Source organism: Planctomycetaceae bacterium (genome assembly GCA_021371795.1).
In the GTDB taxonomy this organism is placed as follows: domain Bacteria; phylum Planctomycetota; class Phycisphaerae; order Sedimentisphaerales; family UBA12454; genus UBA12454.
In genome coordinates this window covers 39917-64384 of record JAJFVK010000007.1, presented here as the reverse complement: position 1 = coordinate 64384, position 24468 = coordinate 39917, and the positions used below count along the sequence as shown (strand labels likewise).

Below are 24468 nucleotides of genomic sequence, written 5' to 3'. Positions count from 1 at the left end.
AAGCAAATATTTCACACTATTTTCCTTTTTTATTGCCCCAGAGTGTGATTTGAAGCCTTGGCGAAAACGCAAATCCACACTTTTTGCACAATTTTGCACAAAGTTCGCCTCGTTTCATATAGTCGGCCAGTTTCCTCGCCTGCGGCATAAGCATAACCTTGGTGGAATCAAGGTTTTTCAACTTTTTAAGGATTTGATTAACCTCTTTTGCATCCTTCTCTTTTTCGACGACAAATTTCAATTGATAATTATAATGGCTTATCAATTTTTGCAGTTCGTCAATTTTCAGATATGTTTTTTTATCGCCTGGCTTCGAATACGCATTGGAAAGTTTCGGACTGATGCTCATTAAATCGCATTTCAAGCCACCGATGAATTTGATTCCTGCCGTTTCGATTGTGATGTGGTATTTTTTGAGTGCCTTGCAAAGCAAAGACAAATTCTGACAAACCATCGGTTCGCCGCCGGTGATTACAATATATTTCGTTGGATATTTTTTGATTTGCGTGAGTATTTGACTGATGGAAAGTTTTTTTCCTGATTTTGCATCAGCGGCATAAGATGTATCGCAGAATTTGCATCGCAGCGGACAACCGGCAATGCGGATAAAGACACTCGGCACGCCCGCCAAAAATCCTTCGCCCTGAATCGAATAAAATATTTCTGAAATACTGATTTTATCTTTTTGCATATTCGACCGGGTCTTTAAGTTTCGCATCTGCAAAGCCTTTTAATCTTAACTGGCACGAATCGCATCTTCCGCACGCTCTGCCGGTTTTGTCTGGATTATAGCAACTGTGCGTCAGCGAATAATCAACGCCGAGCTTAGTTCCTGTTTTGATAATCTGCGATTTTGTCATCTTAATAATTGGCGTATGAATTTTATATTTGCCCTTTTTCTGAACGGCAGCCGCAGTAGCAAGATTCGCCATCTTTTCATAAGCCTTGATATACTTCGGCCTGCAATCCGGATACCCGCTATAATCCGTAGAATTGACGCCGATGAAAATATCGAACGCACTGACCGATTCTGCCATCGCAAGAGCATAGCTCAAGAACAGAGTATTCCGTGCCGGCACATAAGTTACCGGTATTTTCGATGTGTCTATTTTTCTGCCCATCGGTACTTTGATGGATTTATCCGTCAATGCCGAATGCAGGAACACCGCCGGGTTAATATCTATAAGCAACTGCTTTGCGCCGAAAAATTTCGCGATTTTCACAGCCGCTTTCTGCTCAACGCTGTGCCGCTGGCCATATCGAAACGTCAGCGCATAGCAGTCAAAGCCCTTTGATTGGGCGATTGCCAGCGTTGTGCTTGAATCAAGACCTCCGCTAAGCAGAATAACAGCCTTTTTACTTGTATATTTCATGAACACCTTACTTGATAAAACCATAAATTTGTATTATATTAGTACTTTCAAATAATTAAAGGTAAATTGATTAAATGGAACAGCTAAAAATTGAACTTTTTGACAATCCCCGCCCTGGGCGAGATTACAATATCTCGATTAACTGCCCGGAGTTCACGAGCGTATGCCCAAAAACCGGCCAGCCCGATTTCGGCACGATTATTATCGATTACTGTCCGGACAAGACGTGCATCGAGTTGAAAAGTCTGAAGTATTATATGCAGAGTTTCAGGAACAAGGGCATTTTTTACGAAGCTGTAACGAACCAGATTCTCGACGACCTCGTCGCCGCCTGCAAACCAAAACGTATGAAAATTACATCGAAGTTCACCCCGCGTGGCGGAATAACAACAGAAGTTACCGTCCAATATCCGAATTAAGGAGAAAGCTATGGCGATTACATTTCACTGTGAATCCTGCAAGAAAAAGATTAACGCACCGGACACCGCCGGCGGCAAATGGGGCAAATGTCCTTTCTGCCATCATAAATGTTACATTCCATTACCGCCAAGTACTGAAGAAGAAGAAATAAAACTTGCTCCGATAGACGAGTCCGAAGAAGAGAGGTACAAACGGGAAATGCTTGAAACGCAGAATGTTACTTTATCGCTTCTGCACCAGACGAAAGAGCCGGACGATAAGCCCCAGAACGGTTCTGTCGATGAAAAAGACCTCGCAACCAGCATTGTCAAGTATCTTAAGCTGATGGCTGAAGGCTCACTTGACGAAGCGCACAATCTCGCTGAAAAAATTTCGCCGTATAAAAAAACGGCAAAACCGATTCTTGAAAAACTTTTGAAAGCCAAAGCTCCGATACCCGCTTTGCAAAATATTCCGAAAAAAGTATTGGAACGTTATATTTTAGATATGATTCAGAAAATGGGATAAAAAAAATGTCAAACGCACAGGAATTTTATCAGAACGTACCGGCCGCAATGGAAAAAACGAAAAAAGCCGCATCTACAACGGTTACGGCTTTTGGCTCAATGTTCTCAAAAATAATGACCGATGGCGCAATTAGCCTTCGCGAAAAAGAATTAATCGCGTTGAGTATTGGTGTTGCCGTACATTGCCCTCCGTGCATTTACGCTCACGTTAGAAAATGCCTCGATACCGGCTCGACCAGAGAACAGATTCTCGAAGCTGCTGCCGTTGCGGTAGTAATGGGCGGCGGCCCCGCTTATATGCACGTTATGGAAGTTGTCGAAGCCCTCGACGCATTGGGAAAATAACATACACTGTTTAGCCCCGTCAACACTTTGACGGGGTTCTCAAATTTTGCAAATCAGTGCGTTGCGTTTTATTTTTTCTAACCCGGTACGATGTATTGCGGAATTTTTTGCAAAGGCATCAAAATCTTTTTCCGTCCAGTTAAGTATTTCCTCTGCCGTCAAATTTACTTTCTTCGCCTCGAACCCGAATTCTTTTTTATCGCACACTGGCGACTTTTCATTATAAGGACAAGCACTCAAACATTCTTCACACCCGAAAAGATGCTTTCCCATTTTACTTTTCAATTCCGCGTCGATTTCGCCTTTATGTTCGATTGTAAGATAGCTGATACATTTTCGTGCGTCAAAGCCGTCTTCACTAATCGCACCAGTCGGACAGGCCTCGATACATTTTCTGCACTTGCCGCATTCCTGTTTTTCAATCGCGTTATCAGGCTCTAACGGCATATCAGTAACAATCTCGCCAAGCAAAAGAAACGAACCGAATTGTTTGTTTGTGATTAATCTGTTTTTCCCGATGAACCCCAAACCTGCCCGCATCGCAACAGCCTTCTCCGCTATTGGAGAAGAATCGACACAAATTTTAATTTTTACATTCGTATCAATACTCTTCAAAAAGTCAGCAAGCAAAGTAAGTCTGTCTTTAATAAAAGTGTGATAATCAGGATAAAGAGCATAAGACGCTATTTTGAGCGTATCGCCGGAATCGGTTTGTTTAACCTTATAATTGACCGCCGTGCAAATTACGGATTTCGCACCGGCCAGAATATCTGCAGGATTGAATCTTTTTTCAGGATTTCTTGAAAGGAACTGCATCTGGCCGCTTTTGCCGTCTTGTAGCCAGTTGCGAAATTTTTGAATTTGCCCGCCGTCGATTTTTTCAGCCGAGGTAATACCGACAAGGTCAAAACCAAGAGATAGAGCTTTTTGTTTAATTTTTTCTTCAACGCCCATCTCTATACCCTGTCCCCTGCATCCTATACCCTGTTACACCGGCCAATCGCCGCTGAACACTTCAACCGCCGGCCCTGTCATATAAACGCAGTTATCTTTCTCTGACCATTCGAGCTGCAAATCGCCGCCGGGCAGATGCGCGGTAACTTTTCTGCCGCACCGTTCCGTCAGCACCGCCGCCACGCAGCAAGCACAAGCGCCCGTTCCGCAGGCAAGCGTAATACCGCTGCCCCGCTCCCACGTGGCCATTGTAAAATCGTTTTTTGAATTTACTCTGACAAAATGAGCGTTGACTCGCTGCGGAAACAGTTCGTGATTTTCTATTATGGGTCCGATTTTTTCAAGATTAATCGATTCCATATCGTCAGTGAAAAACACCGCGTGCGGATTGCCCATCGAAACACAGGTCGTCAGCATTCGCTGATTGCGAACATCGATTGCGGTTTCAATTATGTGTTCGCCGTCGAGCGCAACAGGAATTTTCGCCGGCTCTAAAATAGGCTGCCCCATATTCACGCAGACATTTTCGACTTTATCGTTTTTATTAATTTCAAGTCCGAGCGTCAAAACACCTCTGCCGGTCTCGACAGTAATGGATGTTTTTTTGCCTTTGACCAAATTATGCTCATAAGAATATTTCGCAACGCAGCGAATGCCATTGCCGCACATCTGTGCTTCGGAACCGTCGGCGTTGAACATTCGCATTTTTACATCCGCGACATTAGAAGGCATAATCAAAATCATACCGTCTCCGCCGACACCGCGGTGCCTGTCGCTGACTGCTATCGCTGTTTTTGCCGGCTCGGCCACTTTTTCTTCAAAGCAGTTGACATATACATAGTCGTTGCCCAAACCGTGCATTTTCGTAAAATGCATTTTTACCTCAAAAATTGACAGAGTTAATAACTTAAGAACAGATAGGATACCTGAATTGCACGAAAAATAAAGTTTTTTTTTACCTTGTTTGGTATGTCTTGAAGAATTAAAAAAACAATAATGTTGGCTTTTACCCCCTAATCATAAAAAAATCCACACAGTGCCCCACAAATTTTCAATCTTAATTCTTCAATTTTAAATTCTTTGCCGGCTATTTCTGTGAAAACTCTTTTTTTCTGGTACTCATTTGAGCTTTAAGCCTTGCGATAATAGATGAGTGCATTTGCGAAACTCTCGATTCAGACAAATCCAGCGTAGCTCCGATTTCCTTCATCGTCATTTCTTCATAATAATAAAGAACAAGAATAAGCCTTTCAGCTCTGCTCAACCCCTTGCCCAGCAGCGACTTAAGGTCACGCTTTTGAGCTTCTGTCATTGGGTCTTCGCTCTTTTTGTCTTCAATTACGTCGATTTCACAAATATCGTTTTCGCCGTCTGAATCCAGACTATTGCTCAAAGAAACAAGCCCGACAGCATTTGCATCCCGCTGGAGCCGGTAGAAATTTTCCATATCCATCTCGAGTTCGCCGGCAATTTCCTGCTCTGTCGGCACTCTGCCCAGATGAGATTCCAAAGTCCTGGTCGCGTTGCCGAGCTGATGGGCTCTTGCGCGAACGAGTCTTGGCACCCAGTCCATACTCCGCAGTTCGTCAAGAATTGCGCCCCTGATTCTCGGCGTGCAGTAGGTTGCGAACTTTACGCCTCGTTTCGGGTCGAATGCCGCGATTGCGTCCATCAATCCGAAGAGCCCTGCGCTGACAAGGTCGTCAACTTCGACTTTATCCGGCAGTTTCACATAGATTCTCTCTGCGGTATATTTGACAAGTGGAAGATAAAATTCCATAAGTTTATTGCGATACTCCTCAGACTTTTCCTTGAAGTATTTTTTCCATATAGCGTCGATATCGACTTCTGTTGATGACTTTTTTATCGCTGGCATTGTGCAGCCTCCAATGTTTAGAAAAACCAATTAACAACTTTTTTGAAAAAACCTTGTTCGTGCGACGTCATCGGCACTCTGCTGATTTTCGCAGCGACCGCCATTAGCGATTTTGTCGCAGCCGTTTTCGGGCAGGCAAGAACGAACGGTTCTCGTTTCTGAACGGACGAAACAACATTCGCGTCGCGGAGCATCACACCGGCCATATTCAGCCGGCAATCCAAAAACTGTGCCGCCGCCGCCGCGATTTGCCTATAAACTTTTTTACCTTGCGTATCGTTCTGTGCCATATTTACCAAAAGGCTCATTCGCCCTTTATATTTCTGCAATGTCATTGCTTTCATCAGCATATAAACATCCGTTATCGCCGCAGGGTCAGGCGTACCTACCAGAATCGTATGGTCGCCCGCAAGGCAAAACGCCAAAACAGATTTACCAATGCCCGCCGCAGTATCGATCAGTACAACATCGTAATTGTCCGCCAGCCCTTCCAGTGCCGCGACAATTCTTTCACGCGCAAAGTCCGTCATTTGAGCAAGCTGCTCAACGCCCGCCAATCCGCAGAAGATATCAACGCCATCACAGACAGGCAGTGCTATTTCTTCGAGACTTTTCACACCCTTGACAAAATGAGAAAGATTATATTTACTGCTCACCCCGAATACGATATCGAGATTAGCCAAACCAAAATCCGCATCGAGCACTGCAACTTTTTTGCCTGCCGCTGCGAAACATATCGCAAGGTTCGCCGTGATGTTTGTTTTACCTACGCCGCCTTTTCCACTGGCCACCGTCAGAATCATTGCTTTTTGCCCGCTTTGAGCGTTTAGCTTGGCAAGCTCCAGTACACTTCCCTGCGACATCAATTCCTCCGTACCTGTTAAAATTTAGCCAATAATTTCATAATTGATTGCAAATCATAATCTTATATCTTATTTCCAATCGGGTTATCCGTAACTCGATTTTCTTCTTCCGCCATCATCAGCTTGTGGCAAAACAATGCACACGCTGTTTTATTATTTGACATATTTTCTTTTAATCTGTTTTTTTGAAGTTCAATGTAAGCCTGAAAATCTTCTTCGATTAATATCGCCGCTTCGATATCGACTTGCGGTTCGACACTAAATTCTCCGCCGACAGTGAAATTGATTGTCCTGCTGTCACACAGCGCGAGTCTTTTGCTTCTTTGATGTTCGCTCAATGCGACTGAAACTACTTTCGCGAAATCGTCCACATCGACATACATTGGAACAAAATTACTTCGTCTGCAATTGCGAATGTTTTCTGTGAGAATGCTGTGGTGAATATTGGTGAACTGAATTATACAAACGAGCATTTCGTCGATGTTGTCTCGAACCAGTGATGACAATTCCGTTTGCCTGTTGCTAACCATCAATTCAGTATTCCTTTACTCTATTTTTTTGTCAGAATTCGCGAAAAAAAATCCCGCTGGTCTTATAATCTTCGTTGGATATTAAAATTAAATTAGAGCAAATCTCTAATTTCGCCTAAAGTTTTTGTCTTTCTCATTTCAGATATTCGCGACAATTTCTCAAAAACACTTTCGTCATACAAGCGATGACCACCCTGTGTCCATGATGATTCTTTTATCAGACCCATGATTGTGTAGTTGTGAATTGTTTGGCGTGAGAATGGAGTGCATCGAACAACGTCGCCGATGCGGTACAATTTTTCCGGAGCAGTAAAGCCTTTACTTTCGCTTCTCATCTCTGACTGCTGGATACCTAACATTTTTTAAACCTTTCTGCTTCCCAAAAAAAACAACTTTTACGTTTTATAAAATATAAAACATATTCCGATAATCGTCAATCTTTTTTTTGGTTTTTTCAGAAATTTTTTAAAGTTTTTCTAATATTTTGTCACCAGATTTGGAGTTGTGGGAATTTGTTCTTATTCTTTAAGTGGCAGAGGGCGCACACAGATACGGTTTTTATGAGTTTCCCTGCCCTTTTGAATTATTTAACAGCACTTTTCGGACGTTGAATTAACATACGAGCCCTAAACGTCAGAACAATGTCCTAATAAATGCAGGATGGGCTTTCTTGTATGTCGTAACTTTAGTGCAAATGGAAGCACACGCAATTTTTAGAGATATGTTTATGTTTAATTTCGCAAAAGCATTTGAAAGAATATTAAACCTCATTGCAGGCTTCTGCGAATACAATCTACTGTAAAGAATAGACTTATGACAAACCAATTAAATACAAGAATCATTGACGCCATTACGCCTCTCGTCCAGCAGTTGAACTGCCTCGACATTCAGCAGATTAGCAAAGTCTGTACAGAGCAGCTCCCGAAACTCATCGGAGCGCGTTTTGTTTCTTTATATCTGCTCGACCCGGCCAGCGACATGCTCTATCTTGAAACGCACAATCACACCTGGCTAATCAACAATATCATATCGTTAAACCAGGAAAATATATCCCCTATGATAAAAGCCGTCCGTGAAAAGGAGTTGGTGATTGTAAAAAACACCTCTGACGTCGCGGACAGATTCAACGACAGGTTTTCTGACAATTATTTAACGCCAACGTGTATCATAGCACCCTTGATTTGCAACAATAGAGTCGTTGGCGTTATCAATCTTGCGGATAAAGTGAACGCCGAGGAATTTACACATCAGGACATTGCCACAATTGAATTGTTCAGGTATTTAATCGGCGCTTCGATTGGCAATATAAATATGTATGAAGCCGTACAGGTTCAGGCTCGCACTGACGGCCTAACCGGCCTTTCAAATCATAAAACATTTTATGAGTTGCTTGAAAAGGAGCTTCGACGCTGCCAGCGTTACGGCGGCCAGGTTTCCACAATAATGGTGGACATTGACAACTTCAAAAATATTAACGACACTTTCGGCCACCGCGCAGGCGATGCTGCGATTAAGAAGGTTACCACAAAGATTTTAGCCTGTATCCGTAAAATAGATATTGCCGCTCGTTACGGAGGCGATGAGTTCGCGGTTATTTTGCCCAGTTCAACAATAGAAGACGCACGAACAGTCGCGGAAAGAATAGTAAAGGAAGTGTCGGCTATGCCGATTATGTGGGAGATGAACAAGATTCAGCTTTCCGTGAGCGTCGGCGTCGGCCAGTTTGACAGCAGTATGACACCCGAGGAGATTACACGTTGTAGCGACAGTGCTCTTTATGCCGCCAAACAGGCCGGAAAAAACACCTTCAAAATTTTCGAGATGACAAAAAATGGTTAGTTTTTGGTTTAGCCGTCGTTGAAGCAGAGCGTAAATCCCTTCGGGACCGGCACGGCGATGCAGAGCCCGGAGCGTCAGCGACGGGTAGTATTCAAAACATTCCTATCGCCAAATTCGTTGCAATTCTGTATAATACCCCACAATGGCACAGCCACGAAAAACTGAATCGCTTTTTTCAGAGGTGGAAAAGGCACAACTTCAATCCAACGCCCCGCTTGCGGCAAGAATGCGGCCGCGCAATCTCGACGAATTTGCCGGCCAGAAAGACTTCATCGGCCAGGGCAAACTGCTTCGCAGAATGCTGGACGCAGGCTCATTGAGCAGTATCATCTTTTTTGGCCCGCCGGGAACCGGCAAAACTTCACTGGCGACAATCATCGCAGGCCTTGTAAACGCGAAATTTAACTATATTAGTGCCCCTGCCGCGACAGTCGCCGACATTCGCGAGGTAATCCAAAAGGCAAAAGACAATTTGCTCGCCGGCGGCATAAGAACGGTACTATTTATAGATGAAATCCACCGTTTCAACCGTGCCCAGCAGGATGTTTTATTGGATGACGTTGAAACCGGAGTTGTGATTCTCATCGGTGCAACGACTGAAAATCCGTATTTCGCTATAAATTCGCCGTTGATTTCCCGCAGTACGGTTTTTGAATTTAAGCCGCTGGAAAAATCAGATATTGTCGAACTGTTAAAAAGAGCGATAAAAGACAGTTCGCATGGACTGGGGAAATTAGATATCCGTTTCCACGAAGACGCTTTGGAATACATTGCGATAATGAGTGACGGCGATGCTAGAAAATCACTTACCGCACTGGAAATTGCGGTAATGTCGCAAAAGAATACCGGCCAAAACGTCATAAAATTGGACATTGAAGTCGCAAGGGAATCAATTCAGCAGAAATCCATCGTTTTCGACCCCACCGGCGATTCGCATTACGATTTGGCAAGTGCGCTTCAGAAAAGTATGCGAGGTTCAGACCCTGACGCGACGGTTTATTGGCTGGCGAGATTAATTGCCGGCGGTCAGGACCCCCGCTTTATCGCACGAAGAATTGCCGTTTGCGCCGCTGAAGATGTCGGCAACGCTGACCCATTGGCGACAGTTTTAGCCGCTTCAGCAATGCAGATTTCCGAGTTTATCGGTTTTCCGGAAGCACAATTACCGCTTGCACAGGCCGCTATTTATATTGCCTGCGCGCCAAAGTCGAACGCTTCCGCAAAGGCAATTTGGTCGGCAACGAGCGATGTCAAGAGCAAACGAACCATGCCGGTACCGAAACATTTGAAAGACTCTCATTATGCCGGAGCAAAAAAACAGGGTTACGGCACGGAGTATAAATATCCGCACGACTTCCCGAACGGCTATGTCAAACAGCAGTATTTGCCAGAAGACGCCCAATATTACACTCCTACGGACAGAGGCAGGGAAAAAATTATGAAGGAATATTTGCAAAAGCTCGAAAATCTGTTAAAACAGGAAAGGTCTTAATGTTGATTCTGACCGAGAAAACTATATGCAGTAAAGAATTGTGGAAATAATTTTATATAAAACATACTCGGCCATTAGGCCGAATCTGCAATTTTGATATTTGATTTTTTATTTTTGATTTAGTAGATGTTATCCAACGGAGGGATATATAAGTATATGGACAAACAGCAGCTTCGGCAGCAAATTAGAACACAGCTTACTGCGTTAACACCGCAGCAGCGGATAGATAGGAGTCACAAGGCGTGTAAAAACCTCGTGGACACTCCTGAATTTTGCGCAGCGAACACGATAATGGCGTTCCTGTCAATGCCGCACGAAATTGAGACGGCGCCGTTTATTCTTTACGCCTGGCAGCACAACAAAACCATTGCAGTGCCGAGAATTTCATGGCAGCAGCGGCACATGATTGCGGTCGTTATTAATTCGCTCGACACAGGCATCGCCACAGAAGCCGGCGGCCTGCGAAATCCTGTTACTGGAATTCCCGTGCCGATTGAGGATATTGATTTGATTATAACCCCCGGCCTTGCTTTCGATAAAAATGGTAATCGGCTTGGCAGAGGCGGTTCGTATTACGATAGATTTTTCGCAAGTGAAAAACTTCGCGCAATGAAATGTGCGTTCGCTTTTTCAGAGCAGATTATTGACAGCGTCCCGACAACCGAAAAGGACAAACCTGTCGATATGATTGTTACGGAAAAAGACGTTATACATTTTAATGAAGATAAAAAAAAATAAATTAGTCGCGCCGAAGGCGAATCGACAATTTTGATTTTTTATTTTTAATTTTTGATTTTTTTATAAGGGATTATAAAAATGGCTGTTTCTGGATATGGTAATAACAAGAGTAAGGTTTTTGTTTACTACGTTGTAATAGGTTTGGTTATTATTGCTGCCGCGATTTTCATTTTCTATCCGCACAAAAAAAATAAACAGCAAGACGAAACGCCTGTTACACTTCCGCCCGAACAGCAAACCCAGCCGGCACAAACGCAGCCCGTTCAGCCCTCACAAAATACTGTTGCCCCCGGCACACCGATTACGCCGCCTGCCAACAGCACTAACCCTCGCGCCGCTGCGATGCTCGCCGATGCACAGAACTGCATTAACGCCGGCAAGGTCATCACTGCAAGAAACACGTTGAACGACGTTTTGAATATGCAGCTTGATTCATCGACAAGGGATATTGTAAAAAGACAGATGACAGAACTTGCCAATCAATGGCTCTTCACTCGCGTCATTCAGCTCGGCGACGATTTGTGTACAAGTTACAGAGTCCAGGCAGGCGACAGACTTACGGATATTGCCGCCGCCCATAAAATCCCGTACCAGTTGATTATGAGAATTAATAACATCACCAGTGACCGCGGCCTGCGTTCCGGCCAGACTATCAAAGTCATCAATGGCCCGTTCCACGCCGTCGCATACAAATCCGGATACATTCTGGATTTGTACTTGCAGAACATTTACGTCAAGAGTTATAAAATTGGCATCGGCAAAGAAGGCCACGAAACACCTGCCGGCCTGTGGCGAGTCAAGTTGGGCGGCAAAATGATTAAGCCCACATGGACAGACCCGGAAAGCGGAAGAATATATCATGCTGAAGACCCGGATTATCCGCTCGGTTCTGGCTGGATTGCGCTTGACGGCATAGACAACAGAACTCGCGGAATCAACGGCATCGCTATTCACGGCACAAAAGACGAGAATACGATTGGAACAAAAAGTTCACTCGGATGTATTCGTCTTTATAATGGAGAGTTGACAGAGGTTTACGACATGATGGAGCCGGGCGCTTCGGAAGTTCGCATCGTCGAATAATCGAAAAAAAGTTTTCGGTTTCGCTTGACTATACGCTGAGTATAATTACACTTCTGGTGTCTATCTATATTTTTTGAAAGTGTAATTAAATGGCACAATGGTGGCGTACAGAAATCTCGCAAATCGTTTCAGAATTATCAACAGACCTCGACAAGGGGTTAACGTCCGAGCAGGTCGAGCAAAAGCGTCAGCAGTTCGGCCCGAATCAACTAACCGAACATAAAGGCCCTTCCGCCCTTGAAATTTTCACTGACCAGTTCAAGGATTTTATTATTTGGGTACTCGTCGGCGCAGCGATTGTCAGCGGCCTTTTAAAGGAATGGGTTGACGCCATTGCGATTATCGCGATTGTCGTTTTGAATTCCATTCTCGGCTTCATACAGGAATACCGCGCGGAAAAGTCTCTTGCCGCGCTGAAAAAATTATCAAGCCCAACATCAAAAACAATCCGAGGCGGAAAACCCATGAACATTCCGTCCTCTGAATTGGTCCCCGGCGACATCATTGAGCTTGAAGCAGGCGACAACGTTCCTGCCGACTGTCGAATTGCGTGGATTACGTCTAATTTTTCCGTCGCGGAAGCCAGTCTGACAGGCGAATCTTCGCCGGTACAGAAAACTTCTTTCTGCCTGCCCGAAGAGGAAATTCCGCTTGCCGAGCGAGCCAATATGGTTTATGCCGGCACGTCTGTCGTTTCAGGCAGAGCAAAAGCGATTGTCGTATTGACCGGCATGAAGACCGAACTTGGCAAAATCGCCGGTATGATTCAGGACATCAAAAAAGAAACAACGCCTCTGCAAAAAAAACTCGAAGAGTTCGGCAAATGGATTGTCTATCTTTGTTTCATTCTCGTTGCCGCGGTGTTTTTGCTCGAATGGCTTCGCAGCGGCAAGCTCACAATAGATATATTCCTGACAGCCGTCAGCCTGGCGGTGGCCGCAATTCCTGAAGGCCTGCCCGCTGTTGTTACGATTGCGCTGGCGATTGGCGTTCAAAGAATGGTCGCACGCCACGCGATTATCCGCAAGCTGCCCGCAGTAGAAGCGCTCGGTTGTGCAACGGTAATTTGTTCGGACAAAACCGGCACACTGACAAAAAATGAAATGACCGTACAGGCAATTTACGCCGACGATAAAATTTTCAAAATTACAGGCATCGGCTACGCTCCGGACGGCGAGTTTCTTGCCGATGATAAAAAAATAAATCCCGCGGATTTCCCCGGCCTGCTCAACGTTTTGAACATTGGCGTTTTGTGTAACGGTGCAAAATTAATTAATGGCAAGGGAACGTATAAAATTTTCGGCGACCCTACCGAAGGCTCACTGCTGACTGCCGCCGCAAAAGCCGGAATCGACAGAACTGCAGCCGAAAAGGAATTTGAATTTGTCGATGAAATTCCTTTCGATTCAAACCGCAAGAAGATGTCCGTCATTCGCAAGGCAGGCGGAAAAATGATTGCGTACATAAAAGGCGCACCGGATATTGTGCTGAATGACTGCGTTGGTTTAACACAAGATGACAAAGCAAAAATATTGAAGGCAAATGACAATTTGACAGATTTGGCAATGCGTGTCCTCGCCGTCGCATATAAGGATATTGACAACATTGACAAATCGCAGTTTTCATCTGACACGATTGAAAAAGACCTCACATTCGCAGGATTAATCGCGATGATTGACCCGCCGCGAATCGAAGCAAAGCAGGCGGTTGCCGAATGTCATTCTGCGGGCATAAAAACAGTAATGATTACCGGCGATCACAAAAACACTGCTGTCGCCATTGCCAAAGAACTGAAAATATTCGGCCCCGATTCGATGGCTCTGACAGGCGACGAGCTTGACAAATTAACCGATGAACAACTGCAATCGCAAATTGAAAGAATCCCAGTGTATGCCCGCGTCGCGCCGGAACATAAATTAAGAATCGTCCGCGCATGGCGGAGCAGAAACGAAATTGCCGTAATGACCGGCGACGGCGTAAATGATGCCCCTGCCGTAAAAGAAGCCGATATCGGCGTTGCGATGGGAATCACAGGCACAGACGTTACAAAAGAAGTTTCGGATATGATTGTTACCGATGACAACTTCGCTTCGATTGTCAACGCGGTCGAAGAAGGTCGTGGAATTTACGACAACATCCGCAAATTCATACATTATTTACTATCCTGCAACGCCGGCGAAATCCTCGTTATGTTTACAGCTTCGCTCGTCGGCATGCCCGTCCCCCTGCTGCCGATACACATTTTATGGATAAATCTCGTAACAGATGGCTTGCCTGCTCTTGCGTTGGGCATCGACCCGATAGATAAGGACATAATGACACGTCCGCCCCGGCCGACAGATGAATCGGTAATAACAAAACCGCTGGCGTTCACAATGCTGATGCAGGGCGCGTTCATCGCCGCGTGCAGTTTGCTGGCGTTTTGTTTTATTTATTACGTTGAAAAGGAAGGCGTCGACAGTGCCCGCAGCGCAGCGTTTATCGTACTTGCGTGCAGCCAGCTTTTCCATTCGTTTAATTGCAGGAATAACAAAGTCTCGCTGTTTAAGATTGGCATTTTCACTAACAAGAACCTGATTGCAGCGGCAGGTTTTTCATTTTTACTGCAAATGATGGTGATTTACACGCCGTTTTTCCAGAAGGTCTTTAAGACCGTTCCGCTTGGCGTTTTCGATTGGGTAATGGTTGTCGTGATTTCCTCATTCCCGCTCTGGGCTATGGAAATAGTCAAATTTCTGCGTAAAAACAAATAATTCAAAATTAAGAATTTATAATTAAAAATTATTTAGTCTGCTTTCGCTTCGCTGTTGGGCAGTTGATACAGGCCGTGTCCGCTATCGACAAGTTTGCCTTGTCGGCGGAGTTCCAGCCAGACTTCTGCCGGAAACTGATTTGGCGGCCGGATTGCGAAAACGCCCGTGTGCCCTTTAGAAAATGCCCCGCGTCCCAGACCTGAATCGTCATCAAGCGATGTCAGTTTGAGACGTTTTTTGAATGCTTTCAGTGCGCTTTTAAGTATTTCAGGCGGAATGCTCTGAACTGGCTGTTGTTGTTCTTCTGTCATAATCTTTCTCCTAATGTCTCTTTATTTTAACCTGTTATTAGTGAATGTAAATTAAAATTATTATAGTTTGACAATATCGATAAAAGAGCGTATACTGGTTTATATTCATATTTTAGCCGCAGAGGCATACACCAACCTTTACAGCTTTTTAATACCAATTGTTTATCGGTACGTAGGTGGTTTAAATCGTAAGGAGTTTACGATGGCAAAAGCGTTAAAAACCTCTGCTGAAAATAGAAAATGTGCATTTCTCGATTGTGGCCGAACATTAAGCATTTACAACCATGAAGATTATTGCCATGTACACCGTGATAATATGCCGCTCAATGGAAAATTCAAACCGTGCAGCAGCAGTCTTGTCGGAGCCAGGCATTAAGCGCCAACGGCCATAAACAACTGCACCCGTGATTCACGGCTTAGCTAAGCCGGCGTAATGACTCGCAAATTATTCGACTCGCAATTAAAAAAATGCCTGTGGTATTAGGCACAAAAAAAGGCCCGCAAAAGCGAGCCTTCAAGTCTAATTCAGGCTTATTGGGGACTAAAGGGTTGTTACGTTAGTAGCACATGGGCCTTTTTTGCCTTGTCCTACTTCGAAATTTACCTTCTGGTTTTCATTAAGATTGGCATAACCGTTCGTTTTGACTTCTGAATGATGGACAAACAAATCATTGCTGCCATCGTCAGGTGTGATAAAACCATAACCTTTTTCTGAATTGAACCATTTTACTGTACCTGTACTCATTTTAATACTCCTTGACCTTATTTAAAGGCCATAAAACATAATATCCCTCGTTTGTTATATTTGAATCGGGGTATAGACTTGAGAGATGAAAGAATACACACCATAACGCAGGCATTATACCACAATTCGTTAATCTGTCAATAATTATTATATTTTTTTATCCAATATTTAACCTAATGTCCGAAAATACCCCTTTTTTCTCGCCACAGAGCGACACAGAGTTGCACAGAGACGTTTTTTCAGACACGGATTCCGCAGCGGCGGAACGCGGATTTTTACTGCTGAATGACTGTTCATAATCCCCCCCCCGTCATAACCAAAAAGTTAGTTATAGTTGACAGTTCAAGCAATCTCAAATACAATGCCGCCAATCTCCGTCCCTTCGCCGCGAACGTTATAGTTGACAGTTCAAGCAATCTCAAATACAATTGGCACCCACAAAACCAGATGTCGCGTTTAGTTATAGTTGACAGTTCAAGCAATCTCAAATACAATCTGCAATCATAGAAAAGTATCATGATTGTAGTTATAGTTGACAGTTCAAGCAATCTCAAATACAATAAGCATCTTTATATGTCTGATCGACGGTTGGTTATAGTTGACAGTTCAAGCAATCTCAAATACAATCAAGTTTACTGTGATTACCCCATTTTTATGGTTATAGTTGACAGTTCAAGCAATCTCAAATACAATAATCAGGCACGCTTTTTATCTTGAACGGTAGTTATAGTTGACAGTTCAAGCAATCTCAAATACAATGTGCAAGGAAATGAATTAGTGTCTTGCGACGTTATAGTTGACAGTTCAAGCAATCTCAAATACAATTATGACCGGCCATGTTGATTGCCCACCGTTGTTATAGTTGACAGTTCAAGCAATCTCAAATACAATCGCTTGCAGACGTTTCACAACCACCAACTAGTTATAGTTGACAGTTCAAGCAATCTCAAATACAATTGATATTGGTGAATGGTATGGATGCACTTAGTTATAGTTGACAGTTCAAGCAATCTCAAATACAATACAGCTTTTGGCGATACAGAAGAACAAATGGTTATAGTTGACAGTTCAAGCAATCTCAAATACAATTTATAGAGGTAACATCTGCGGCGGAAGCTTGTTATAGTTGACAGTTCAAGCAATCTCAAATACAATAGCGATTAAAAGAGTTAGCTAAGCAAGCTAGTTATAGTTGACAGTTCAAGCAATCTCAAATACAATATTAACGTTGATATTGGTGGATGCACTTAGTTATAGTTGACAGTTCAAGCAATCTCAAATACAATCGCCGGAAGCGAAATGCGCCCGTCTGCCGTGTTATAGTTGACAGTTCAAGCAATCTCAAATACAATCTGTTTTAGGCGGAGCAACTGCCCCCATCCGTTATAGTTGACAGTTCAAGCAATCTCAAATACAATATAAATACGCCTTGAGATTTTCCATCCAGAGTTATAGTTGACAGTTCAAGCAATCTCAAATACAATATCACTGCGCAAAGTCTTTGTGGGGAAAGGGTTTGCGCTCTTTTTGCAGTAAAAAAAATGGTTTGGGCTTAATCCAAGCAGTTTCATTTGTGCATTTTTAAAAAGGCAACAAAACATGAACACCTACCATTGCGGCAGAATAATTGAGATTTCAGGTTTAAATCGATTTCTTAAAAAAGACAGAGGTTCACTTGGAGTTTATGAGAAAGATAAAAAAATCGGCTCTGTTGCTTTTGATGATATTCAGGCAGTAATTTTTAACGCATACGACCTTTGTTATACTCATAATGTTATGCTCGAGTTTGCTCAAAGAAATATTCCTGTAATATTCTGCGACAATAAACATCTGCCTAAAAGTATTGTCCTGCCATTTGACGGTTATTTTCACCAGAGCAGGCGTATGATGTTTCAAGCACAAACAAAAAAGCCTCTTAACAAGCAACTTTGGAAATCCATTATAATCGCTAAAATCACACAGCAGGCAATGGCCTTAAAAATATTAAATAAAAAACATGAATATCTTTTGAATCTTGCCGGCGAAGTAAAATCGGATGATAGTACAAATTGTGAAGGTCAGGCGGCGAAGCATTATTTTGCCGAAATTTTCGGCCGGGATTTTATCAGAGACAGAGAGCAGCCGGGCATAAACACATTATTAAATTATGGCTATACCATCCTGCGAAGCACAGCGGCCAGAGCGGTTGTGTCTTATGGTCTGAATCCGAGCATCGGCATAAAACACTGCAATCCCAATAATTCTATGCCTTTGGTGGACGATTTGATGGAGCCATTCAGACCTTTGGTCGATATGGAAGTTTACGAAATATTTTTCAAAGACGGCCTTTTCGAATTGGATACAGAAAACAAAACAAGGCTTGTAAGTTTGCTCGATAAATCAATCAAAACTGACGAAATAACAACCACGCCCAATCAGGTTATGCACAAAATCGCATCCTCTTTGAGCAGGGTTTACGCCGAGACAGAAAAATCCCTTTATCTTCCCACAATGAATTATTTAAACTAAAACAGTGTCAGTTGTTCATTTTGGCGTCTGATAATTTCTTCATTTGTCGTTGGCATATCACCAATGAAATTTTCAACAAGTGCGAATTGCCTGTCAGTAACATACATAAACGATACCAAGCCGCCATCTGGAATCAGCGAGGATAATTTCTTCACGAGTCCTCTGGCGGTTGAAAATGTGCCGGTCGGTTTTATATAGATGGAAAACTGCTTCATTACAAAGCCTTCATCCAAAAGTAAATTCCGAAAGGCCGTAGCACGGCGTATTTGCTTTTCTGTTTTCACAGGCAAATCGAACATACAAAAAACCCACATAAAATGCCAATCACTTAAACTATTTAGTCGTTTTTTTCTTGCCATCCCAAAGTTTCTTATGCTTTCTTGCTATTTTGCCAAAAGGTGTAAGTTCTATTTTACATGCCTCATGTTCTGTATAAAATCCCAATCTACGTATCATAGAATCACGTAATGTTTGTAAATCTTTTTTCCCTATCGTATCTCGTGCATCTAAATGGTAAGTTATTCCTAGCTTAGCATGGCAAGCATCAACAACGGCAAAACACCTTTTTTTATTTGAATATTTTTTCCATTCCGCTGGTGTGTTCAGTTCGATCATGTCCCCTTTGTGCAAAGACCAAATTGGCTTAAACTCTTTTTGTTTCCATTCTGGTATAAAATCTTTTCGATTAACACCAAATAGCGTAATACATTCCCACCCAACATTGCCTTTATCATCCTTATAAAAATCCAGACAATAATTATTTCCGCTGTCATATACCACTTTATGTTTTGGTACATCGACAAACGATTTTTTGTTTTCATATTCAGGGAAAATATCATATTTGTATTCTTTATTTTTGCGTACTATTTTAAACGCACGCTGCAATATCATAGGTTCACTGATTTTCTTTTCTTTTTTCCCATCGTGGACAAGCTGTTGATTTTCCTGTTCCAACTGTGATTGAGCTTCATCAAAATGTGATTCTATTGCTGCCTTTAATTTTATCATTGCCTGAACATCTCTTGCGACATCTTTGTCCCATTCAGGCTTGATGGTATTTGTATTTATTAACAGGTTTTTAAGATTTTCTTTTGTTTTTAAAACATCGGAAACAGGCCTGTTGTATTTCGTAATTTTTTCTTCGGGACATTCCGGATTATCCATAAATGCGGCTCGTGCGGTTTCTTTATGGAGCTGTCCATTTTTACTGCGTTCCGGTTTATGATAAACTTTTGTATCTTTGAGTTTTTCAATGACGGTGTTTCGGAAAATTTTAAGCTGTTTAGCTTTGCTTTCATTGTCCCCATTGCTTAAAGGAATTGGCAACTGCATCAATGGAATTTCATAGCCTCTTTTATCGAACCAGTTGATTTTCTGCATATCGGCTCTGCTGACAAAACCAATGGTAATTGCATCAATGATATGATGTCTGTAGTCTATTCTTGGTTTTTTCTTCCAATGTTTATTTTTTATATCGTTGCATTTTTTCCAATTACCGTCAACATCGAGTTCTTCTTGATATAAAACTTCTCCGGTATCAAGATTTACAAAATGGGTTTTATCCGGCAAATATTCAGGAACCTCTTCATTCAGTCCCATCAAATCATATTCAATTCCGTCAAGATTCCAAATGCTTCTTAATTTTGCTGTATGCCCGCCGTTGATTGTTAAAACTCTTGTATTATTTTCATCGCCTTGTTTGTAATCAACAATGGCTTTTAGATATCGAGCGGCTAATTTGCAAACATATCTCGTATCGGTTAGATATCGTGTAATATTGTCTGTATCTTCGCCTTTTTCAAATATTTCCTTTGCATCGCTTTCAAACCGCCATTTTTTACCGGCAGGCATATTTTTGTTGGTTCGAATCTCTTTTAAGATTCCGTAAACTTTATCGCCGTGTTTATTTTGCAGATATTCATAAGGGTACATATTGCCCTTGTTTAGATTGTCGCTTCTCTTGATTAAAACCCTGTTTATAGGCGCATCCGTCCCGCCGAGGCTGTCCGGTATTAGATGTTCGATTTCAAATCCCTCGAACCTATAGTGAATCGGGTCTAATGAAAAAGCATCTTTCCAGTTTTGTTCTTCCGCCAGTCGCCACTTCAATATATTCGTACTCGTCACTCTAAGCCGAATGTCTTTATGCGTAAGATATTCGACAGCTTTTTCATTTTTCTCTTTATTTTTCTTCTGTTGGGTTTCATATTCTTTCTTTTTCTTGCTGCTCATTCCTACTTCTCTTGCAAGTTCGATATTTATATCATAGGGCTTGCCGTAAATTCTTATTATGTCATTAACTAACTTACGAAGTTGATTGAGTATTCTGTGCACTGCTGGATTGGCAATCTTGCCAAAATCTTTCTCCTGCTGATTGAGAGATTTATTTATTTGCTTTTGCCAGTCTGCAATTGGTTGGGTATCTGTTTTTAATATTTCGCCATAGTAAGGCAGCGTATCATATTTGCCCTGCATCGCGCGTGCTATTTCCTCTTCAGATATAAACCGTTTATCAGTTTGGGCAAGTTTGTCCGTTGCCTCTCGAATGGAAATTACGTCTTTTTCAAGTAGTTTGAGTATTTCAAGAGTTGCTGTATTGCCTAATGAACCTCTGCCTTTCGGAAGCATTGCGATTAATTGAGATATTTGCTGCTCATCATCGGTACTGAATTTATTTTTTAGTATTTCAATAACTTTTTCATCATTGTACAGATAATCCTTTTTATCATCTCTTCTTGGCTCTGACATAAACTCAACAACATCGGCTAATTTATCATCGTCAAGATTATTTAGAAAATCAATCGCTTTGTATTCCGGCATTGAATACAAGTAAGGCTTTATCATATCTTCCAATACAACTTTGAAAGTTTTATCAAGTGGCAATAATTCAGAGATGGATTTTTTGCCTGCCTTTTGACCTTTCATAAGTAATTCATTTATTATATTGTCTCTTTCGTTTTTTCTAAGTTTTCGCTGTTCTTTTTGCTCTTGTATTCTAATGTTATTGACGGCTTCATAAATTCTGCGTTTTTCACTTAATGGGTGTGCTTTGGCGAGCCGTTTTTCATTTTCAATGAAAATACAATTTCCTGTTGCATAAGGGCGAGAATCGTTTTCATAAAATAATATGTCATAAATTTTACCTTTAAGCCCATTATTTTTTAATTGCTTATAATATTTTAATTGTGTTTCCCATAACAGATTAAATTCTTCTTTGACAAGGTATCTTGGTATTGCATAATCCACTTTGACCTTGTCATCCATTTTTCTCTGGCGTACATATCTCCTATTTTCATCAGTGATATTATTATTTTTATAGCCTTTGTGCATTCGCATAAAAAAATATTCGCCGACGGTTTTAGCTCTGCTTTCTTCCAGATGTTTTTTTAGTTTGGCATATTCGGAAAGTTCTTTTTTCTTTTTCTTGTCTGAATCTTCTTCGATTTCTTCGTTATTTTTTTCTATCTCCAATTCCAATTTGTTCATCTCAACAAAACCGGCGCCTCGATGTTTGGCTATATGCAATATTGCCCTGCCAATTTCCATAATGTTATTTAGTTTTCCGTTTACGCCTTGAGCACGTATTGCGTAAGGTGATAATTTGATCAGTTCTAACTGGTCATCCTCATCTAAACTCCAAAGCCCGGCTTGAGCAAGTTCTTTGGAAAGTAAATCGATTCTCTTTTTAGTTCTGTAAGTATTTTTCCGTTGCGAGCGTTTGAGCCTTCGGTCTTCTGCTCCTTCTGATACCTCAAAAATACAAACCCCTTTATCTACTATTTCTGAAACCCTGTTTTCCTCATCTAATTTCAGAACGGCAGCGCCTATGGACCCCACACCCATATCTAACGACAAGCGGTACTTCATAATTCCTCTCTCCAAAAAAAGTTTGACAAATTCCGATTCGTAACTATACTCATTATAGAATATATGTGTATTTGAGATTGCTTGAATTGTCAACACATATAATAAAGGCTTTATGCCCTAAAATGCGGGAAGGCTTCGGCTTTCCCTTTTTTTATGCGCATTTTCATTAAAAAAAACGATAAATCCTTGAAACTCTGTGATTAAAAAAAATGTCTGCAAACTGGACAATATAATATACGCATAAATTAAGAACAAATCAGACCCTGAATACTTATGCCTTATGCCTTACAACTTTTGTCTTTTTCACTTTATTTTACTATGTTTCCAAACGATTTTACTTTATTTCACTGCGATTTACTTTCATTTAGTTGCATTTAGTTGACGAAAACTGTTAAAAAGACCGGCTTTTTAAAGCTTTTTGGGCTTAAATATGTGTAATTTGGGTGTTTTTGCGTTTAAATATGCGCAAGTTGGGTGTTTTTAAGTAAAAATACGCGCAATTTGCGTGTAAATAAGCGCAAGTTAGTTATAAATGCGAGTTGGAGATCGCAGACTGAATTGCATTTGTTTACTTGTTTACTCCTGTTTTTGTCTATATTCCTTTTTATATGTTTGACAAAGGGTTATGTACGGGTATAATGTTTCTTTTGTAAAACTTTGAAGTAACAGTCTAACAAAAGGCAAGTTATGATTTTTATAGGTATATACAGCCGTGTTTAGGGCGGTGGCTGCAAATGTTGAGCCGCACTGGACTTATACGCGGTTTAAGGACGCTTTCGCTTTGAAGGCGATAGGTACTGAATCTAACTCGGAGGCAGTGTAGATGTAGTTTAGTACTTATTGACAATTCGTTATTTTTGAAGTGGAAACGTTCGTTTAGTGGAAGTTTCCACTTTTTTTTGGTCTTAAAAAAAAAGAAAGGTCTCTTGAATGAATCAGGAATTAGTAAGAATAGTTGATAATATCGCTCGCGATAAGAACATCGACCGGGATTCCATTTTCACTGATTTGGAATCCGCAATGGTTTCTGCCGCCCGCAAGTACTTTGGCAAAGCGGAGTTAGAAGCTGATATCCAGGTTACTATCGATCGACAGACGGGTGCAATTACAGCGTATAAAGACGGCGAACAGATAGACATTAAAAAGCTTGGAAGAATTCCCGCACAGACCGCAAAACAGGTTATGATTCAGAAAATAAAGGCCGACGAACGCCAGAGCGTTTTCGATGAGTATGTCGGACGCAAAGGCGATATTATCAGCGGCGCAGCGGTCAGGTTCGAAGGCGGCTCGGTCATTATCAATATCAACAACAGAACAGAAGCCATTCTGCCGAAAAGCGAGCAGATTAGCGGCCAAAGTCATCACGTTGCCGAACGTATCCGCTGTTTGATTCTTGATGTTCGTGAAAGCGGCAGTCAGGTAAAAATTATACTTTCAAGAACGCATCCTGATTTCATTCGCAGACTTTTCGAGCTTGAAGTGCCGGAAGTTGCGGAAAGCATTATTGAGATTAAAGCGCTGGCTCGTGAAGCCGGTTACCGAACAAAAATAGCGGTGCTCTCCAACGACCCGAAAGTCGATGCCGTCGGCGCCTGCGTCGGCGTAAGAGGCAGCAGAATTAAAAATATCGTCGACGAACTCGGCGGTGAAAAAATCGATATCGTAAGATGGAATGAATCTTCGCACGAACTAATCGCAAACTCGCTAATGCCTGCCAAATGTTCGCAGGTAGCGCTTTGCTTCGAGCTTGGCGGAGCCACAGTTGTTGTTCCGGAAGACCAGTTAAGCCTTGCTATCGGCAAACATGGCCAAAACGTAAGACTTGCCGCGCGATTAACCGATTGGGACATCGATATTCTTACGCCTGACGAATACAATCAGGAAGTTGAAAGACTTACAAACGGATTGAAAGATATCGAAGGGATTAGCGACACGTTTATTGACAAGCTCATTGCACTTGGTGTTATTTCCGTTCTGGATTTGGCGGAAATCGGCGTTGACCCGCTGATTAAGGAAATCGGCATAAGTCCTGAACTGGCGCAGAAAGTTATAGCCGCTGCCGAAGAGATGGCCAAAAAACAGACAGCCGAGACAGACAAGAAGACCGTTGCCGAAACCATTTTGGACGAGCAGTTCAAAAGGACCGGCGAATCGCAGGAAGCGAACGGCTGATAAAATATAAATTAAAAATTAAAGATTAAAAATCAAAATTTCGGATTCGGCCTGAAGGCCGAGGTTGTTATATATAAAAAACTTTTTTAACAA

At 42.1% G+C, this 24468-nt stretch carries 23 protein-coding genes and 1 CRISPR repeat array; of the genes, 11 read left to right on the top strand and 12 right to left on the bottom strand.

From position 1 onward, the window contains the following. Positions 1-16: 16 nt before the first annotated feature. Positions 17-718: a 7-carboxy-7-deazaguanine synthase QueE gene (locus tag LLF92_03775; protein MCE5340231.1), complete on the bottom strand. Its 702-nt coding sequence runs from the start codon at positions 716-718 to the stop codon at positions 17-19. Beyond that, a complete protein-coding gene (gene queC / locus LLF92_03770) occupies positions 678-1373 on the bottom strand; it encodes a 7-cyano-7-deazaguanine synthase QueC (protein MCE5340230.1) in 696 nt (231 codons plus the stop codon). Before queC ends, LLF92_03775 begins: the two co-directional genes overlap by 41 nt. Positions 1374-1447: 74 nt before the next feature. Between queC and queF the strand changes: the two genes are divergently transcribed. Genes queF through LLF92_03755 form a run of 3 tightly spaced genes read left to right on the top strand, consistent with a single transcriptional unit; the run spans position 1448 to position 2644 of the window. Continuing rightward, entirely contained in the window at positions 1448-1792 is a 345-nt protein-coding gene (gene queF, locus LLF92_03765; protein ID MCE5340229.1) for a preQ(1) synthase, read from the top strand. Between the two features lie 10 nt (positions 1793-1802). After that, positions 1803-2300: a hypothetical protein gene (locus LLF92_03760; GenBank protein ID MCE5340228.1), complete on the top strand. Its 498-nt coding sequence runs from the start codon at positions 1803-1805 to the stop codon at positions 2298-2300. A gap of 5 nt (positions 2301-2305) precedes the next feature. Beyond that, positions 2306-2644, top strand: coding sequence for a carboxymuconolactone decarboxylase family protein (locus LLF92_03755; GenBank protein MCE5340227.1), 339 nt, complete (start codon positions 2306-2308; stop codon positions 2642-2644). 39 nt (positions 2645-2683) lie between these two features. On the opposite strand, the gene queG is transcribed toward LLF92_03755, so the two are convergent. From queG to LLF92_03725, 6 genes are all read right to left on the bottom strand, one after another. Next, positions 2684-3598, bottom strand: a complete 915-nt coding sequence (gene queG, locus LLF92_03750; GenBank protein MCE5340226.1) for a tRNA epoxyqueuosine(34) reductase QueG — start codon at positions 3596-3598, stop codon at positions 2684-2686. Between the two features lie 33 nt (positions 3599-3631). Further along, positions 3632-4474: a diaminopimelate epimerase gene (dapF, locus tag LLF92_03745; GenBank protein MCE5340225.1), complete on the bottom strand. Its 843-nt coding sequence runs from the start codon at positions 4472-4474 to the stop codon at positions 3632-3634. 211 nt (positions 4475-4685) lie between these two features. Then, positions 4686-5474, bottom strand: a complete 789-nt coding sequence (locus LLF92_03740) for a FliA/WhiG family RNA polymerase sigma factor (protein MCE5340224.1) — start codon at positions 5472-5474, stop codon at positions 4686-4688. 17 nt (positions 5475-5491) lie between these two features. Further along, entirely contained in the window at positions 5492-6277 is a 786-nt protein-coding gene (locus LLF92_03735) for a MinD/ParA family protein (protein MCE5340223.1), read from the bottom strand. A gap of 122 nt (positions 6278-6399) precedes the next feature. Continuing rightward, the gene (locus tag LLF92_03730) at positions 6400-6867 is read right to left on the bottom strand and encodes a hypothetical protein (protein MCE5340222.1); all 468 of its coding nucleotides are present in this window, start codon (positions 6865-6867) and stop codon (positions 6400-6402) included. A gap of 92 nt (positions 6868-6959) precedes the next feature. Beyond that, positions 6960-7226: a MerR family transcriptional regulator gene (locus tag LLF92_03725; protein MCE5340221.1), complete on the bottom strand. Its 267-nt coding sequence runs from the start codon at positions 7224-7226 to the stop codon at positions 6960-6962. A 454-nt stretch (positions 7227-7680) separates the two neighbouring features. On the opposite strand from LLF92_03725, the gene LLF92_03720 reads away from it, so the two are divergent. The 5 genes from LLF92_03720 (at position 7681) to LLF92_03700 (ending at position 14772) form a co-directional block, all read left to right on the top strand. Then, positions 7681-8706: a sensor domain-containing diguanylate cyclase gene (locus LLF92_03720; protein ID MCE5340220.1), complete on the top strand. Its 1026-nt coding sequence runs from the start codon at positions 7681-7683 to the stop codon at positions 8704-8706. A 142-nt stretch (positions 8707-8848) separates the two neighbouring features. Then, positions 8849-10198: a replication-associated recombination protein A gene (locus LLF92_03715; GenBank protein ID MCE5340219.1), complete on the top strand. Its 1350-nt coding sequence runs from the start codon at positions 8849-8851 to the stop codon at positions 10196-10198. A 156-nt stretch (positions 10199-10354) separates the two neighbouring features. After that, a complete protein-coding gene (locus LLF92_03710; protein ID MCE5340218.1) occupies positions 10355-10936 on the top strand; it encodes a 5-formyltetrahydrofolate cyclo-ligase in 582 nt (193 codons plus the stop codon). Between the two features lie 78 nt (positions 10937-11014). After that, positions 11015-12019, top strand: a complete 1005-nt coding sequence (locus LLF92_03705) for a L,D-transpeptidase family protein (protein ID MCE5340217.1) — start codon at positions 11015-11017, stop codon at positions 12017-12019. Between the two features lie 89 nt (positions 12020-12108). Continuing rightward, on the top strand, positions 12109-14772 hold the full coding sequence (locus tag LLF92_03700) for a cation-translocating P-type ATPase (protein MCE5340216.1): 2664 nt from the start codon (positions 12109-12111) through the stop codon (positions 14770-14772). Between the two features lie 32 nt (positions 14773-14804). On the opposite strand, the gene LLF92_03695 is transcribed toward LLF92_03700, so the two are convergent. After that, positions 14805-15083 carry a hypothetical protein gene (locus LLF92_03695; GenBank protein MCE5340215.1) on the bottom strand — a complete coding sequence of 93 codons (279 nt, stop codon included), beginning with the start codon at positions 15081-15083 and terminating at the stop codon, positions 14805-14807. 202 nt (positions 15084-15285) lie between these two features. Between LLF92_03695 and LLF92_03690 the strand changes: the two genes are divergently transcribed. Then, a complete protein-coding gene (locus LLF92_03690) occupies positions 15286-15459 on the top strand; it encodes a hypothetical protein (GenBank protein MCE5340214.1) in 174 nt (57 codons plus the stop codon). A gap of 165 nt (positions 15460-15624) precedes the next feature. On the opposite strand, the gene LLF92_03685 is transcribed toward LLF92_03690, so the two are convergent. Beyond that, on the bottom strand, positions 15625-15828 hold the full coding sequence (locus LLF92_03685; protein MCE5340213.1) for a cold-shock protein: 204 nt from the start codon (positions 15826-15828) through the stop codon (positions 15625-15627). A gap of 327 nt (positions 15829-16155) precedes the next feature. After that, positions 16156-17312: direct repeats of the CRISPR family, unit length 36 nt; unit sequence GTTATAGTTGACAGTTCAAGCAATCTCAAATACAAT. A gap of 115 nt (positions 17313-17427) precedes the next feature. On the opposite strand from LLF92_03685, the gene cas1 reads away from it, so the two are divergent. Then, positions 17428-18336 (top strand): type II CRISPR-associated endonuclease Cas1, encoded by a 909-nt coding sequence (gene cas1 / locus LLF92_03680; protein ID MCE5340212.1) that lies wholly within the window; start codon positions 17428-17430, stop codon positions 18334-18336. On the opposite strand, the gene cas2 is transcribed toward cas1, so the two are convergent. Next, a complete protein-coding gene (cas2, locus tag LLF92_03675) occupies positions 18333-18635 on the bottom strand; it encodes a CRISPR-associated endonuclease Cas2 (GenBank protein ID MCE5340211.1) in 303 nt (100 codons plus the stop codon). The two genes, cas1 and cas2, sit on opposite strands and share 4 nt — an antisense overlap. Positions 18636-18669: 34 nt before the next feature. Beyond that, positions 18670-22203, bottom strand: coding sequence for a type II CRISPR RNA-guided endonuclease Cas9 (cas9, locus tag LLF92_03670; protein ID MCE5340210.1), 3534 nt, complete (start codon positions 22201-22203; stop codon positions 18670-18672). 930 nt (positions 22204-23133) lie between these two features. Here cas9 and nusA point away from each other — a divergent pair. Continuing rightward, complete coding sequence (gene nusA / locus LLF92_03665; protein ID MCE5340209.1) at positions 23134-24375, top strand: transcription termination factor NusA; 1242 nt, start codon at positions 23134-23136, stop codon at positions 24373-24375. The last annotated feature ends 93 nt before the right edge of the window (positions 24376-24468 follow it).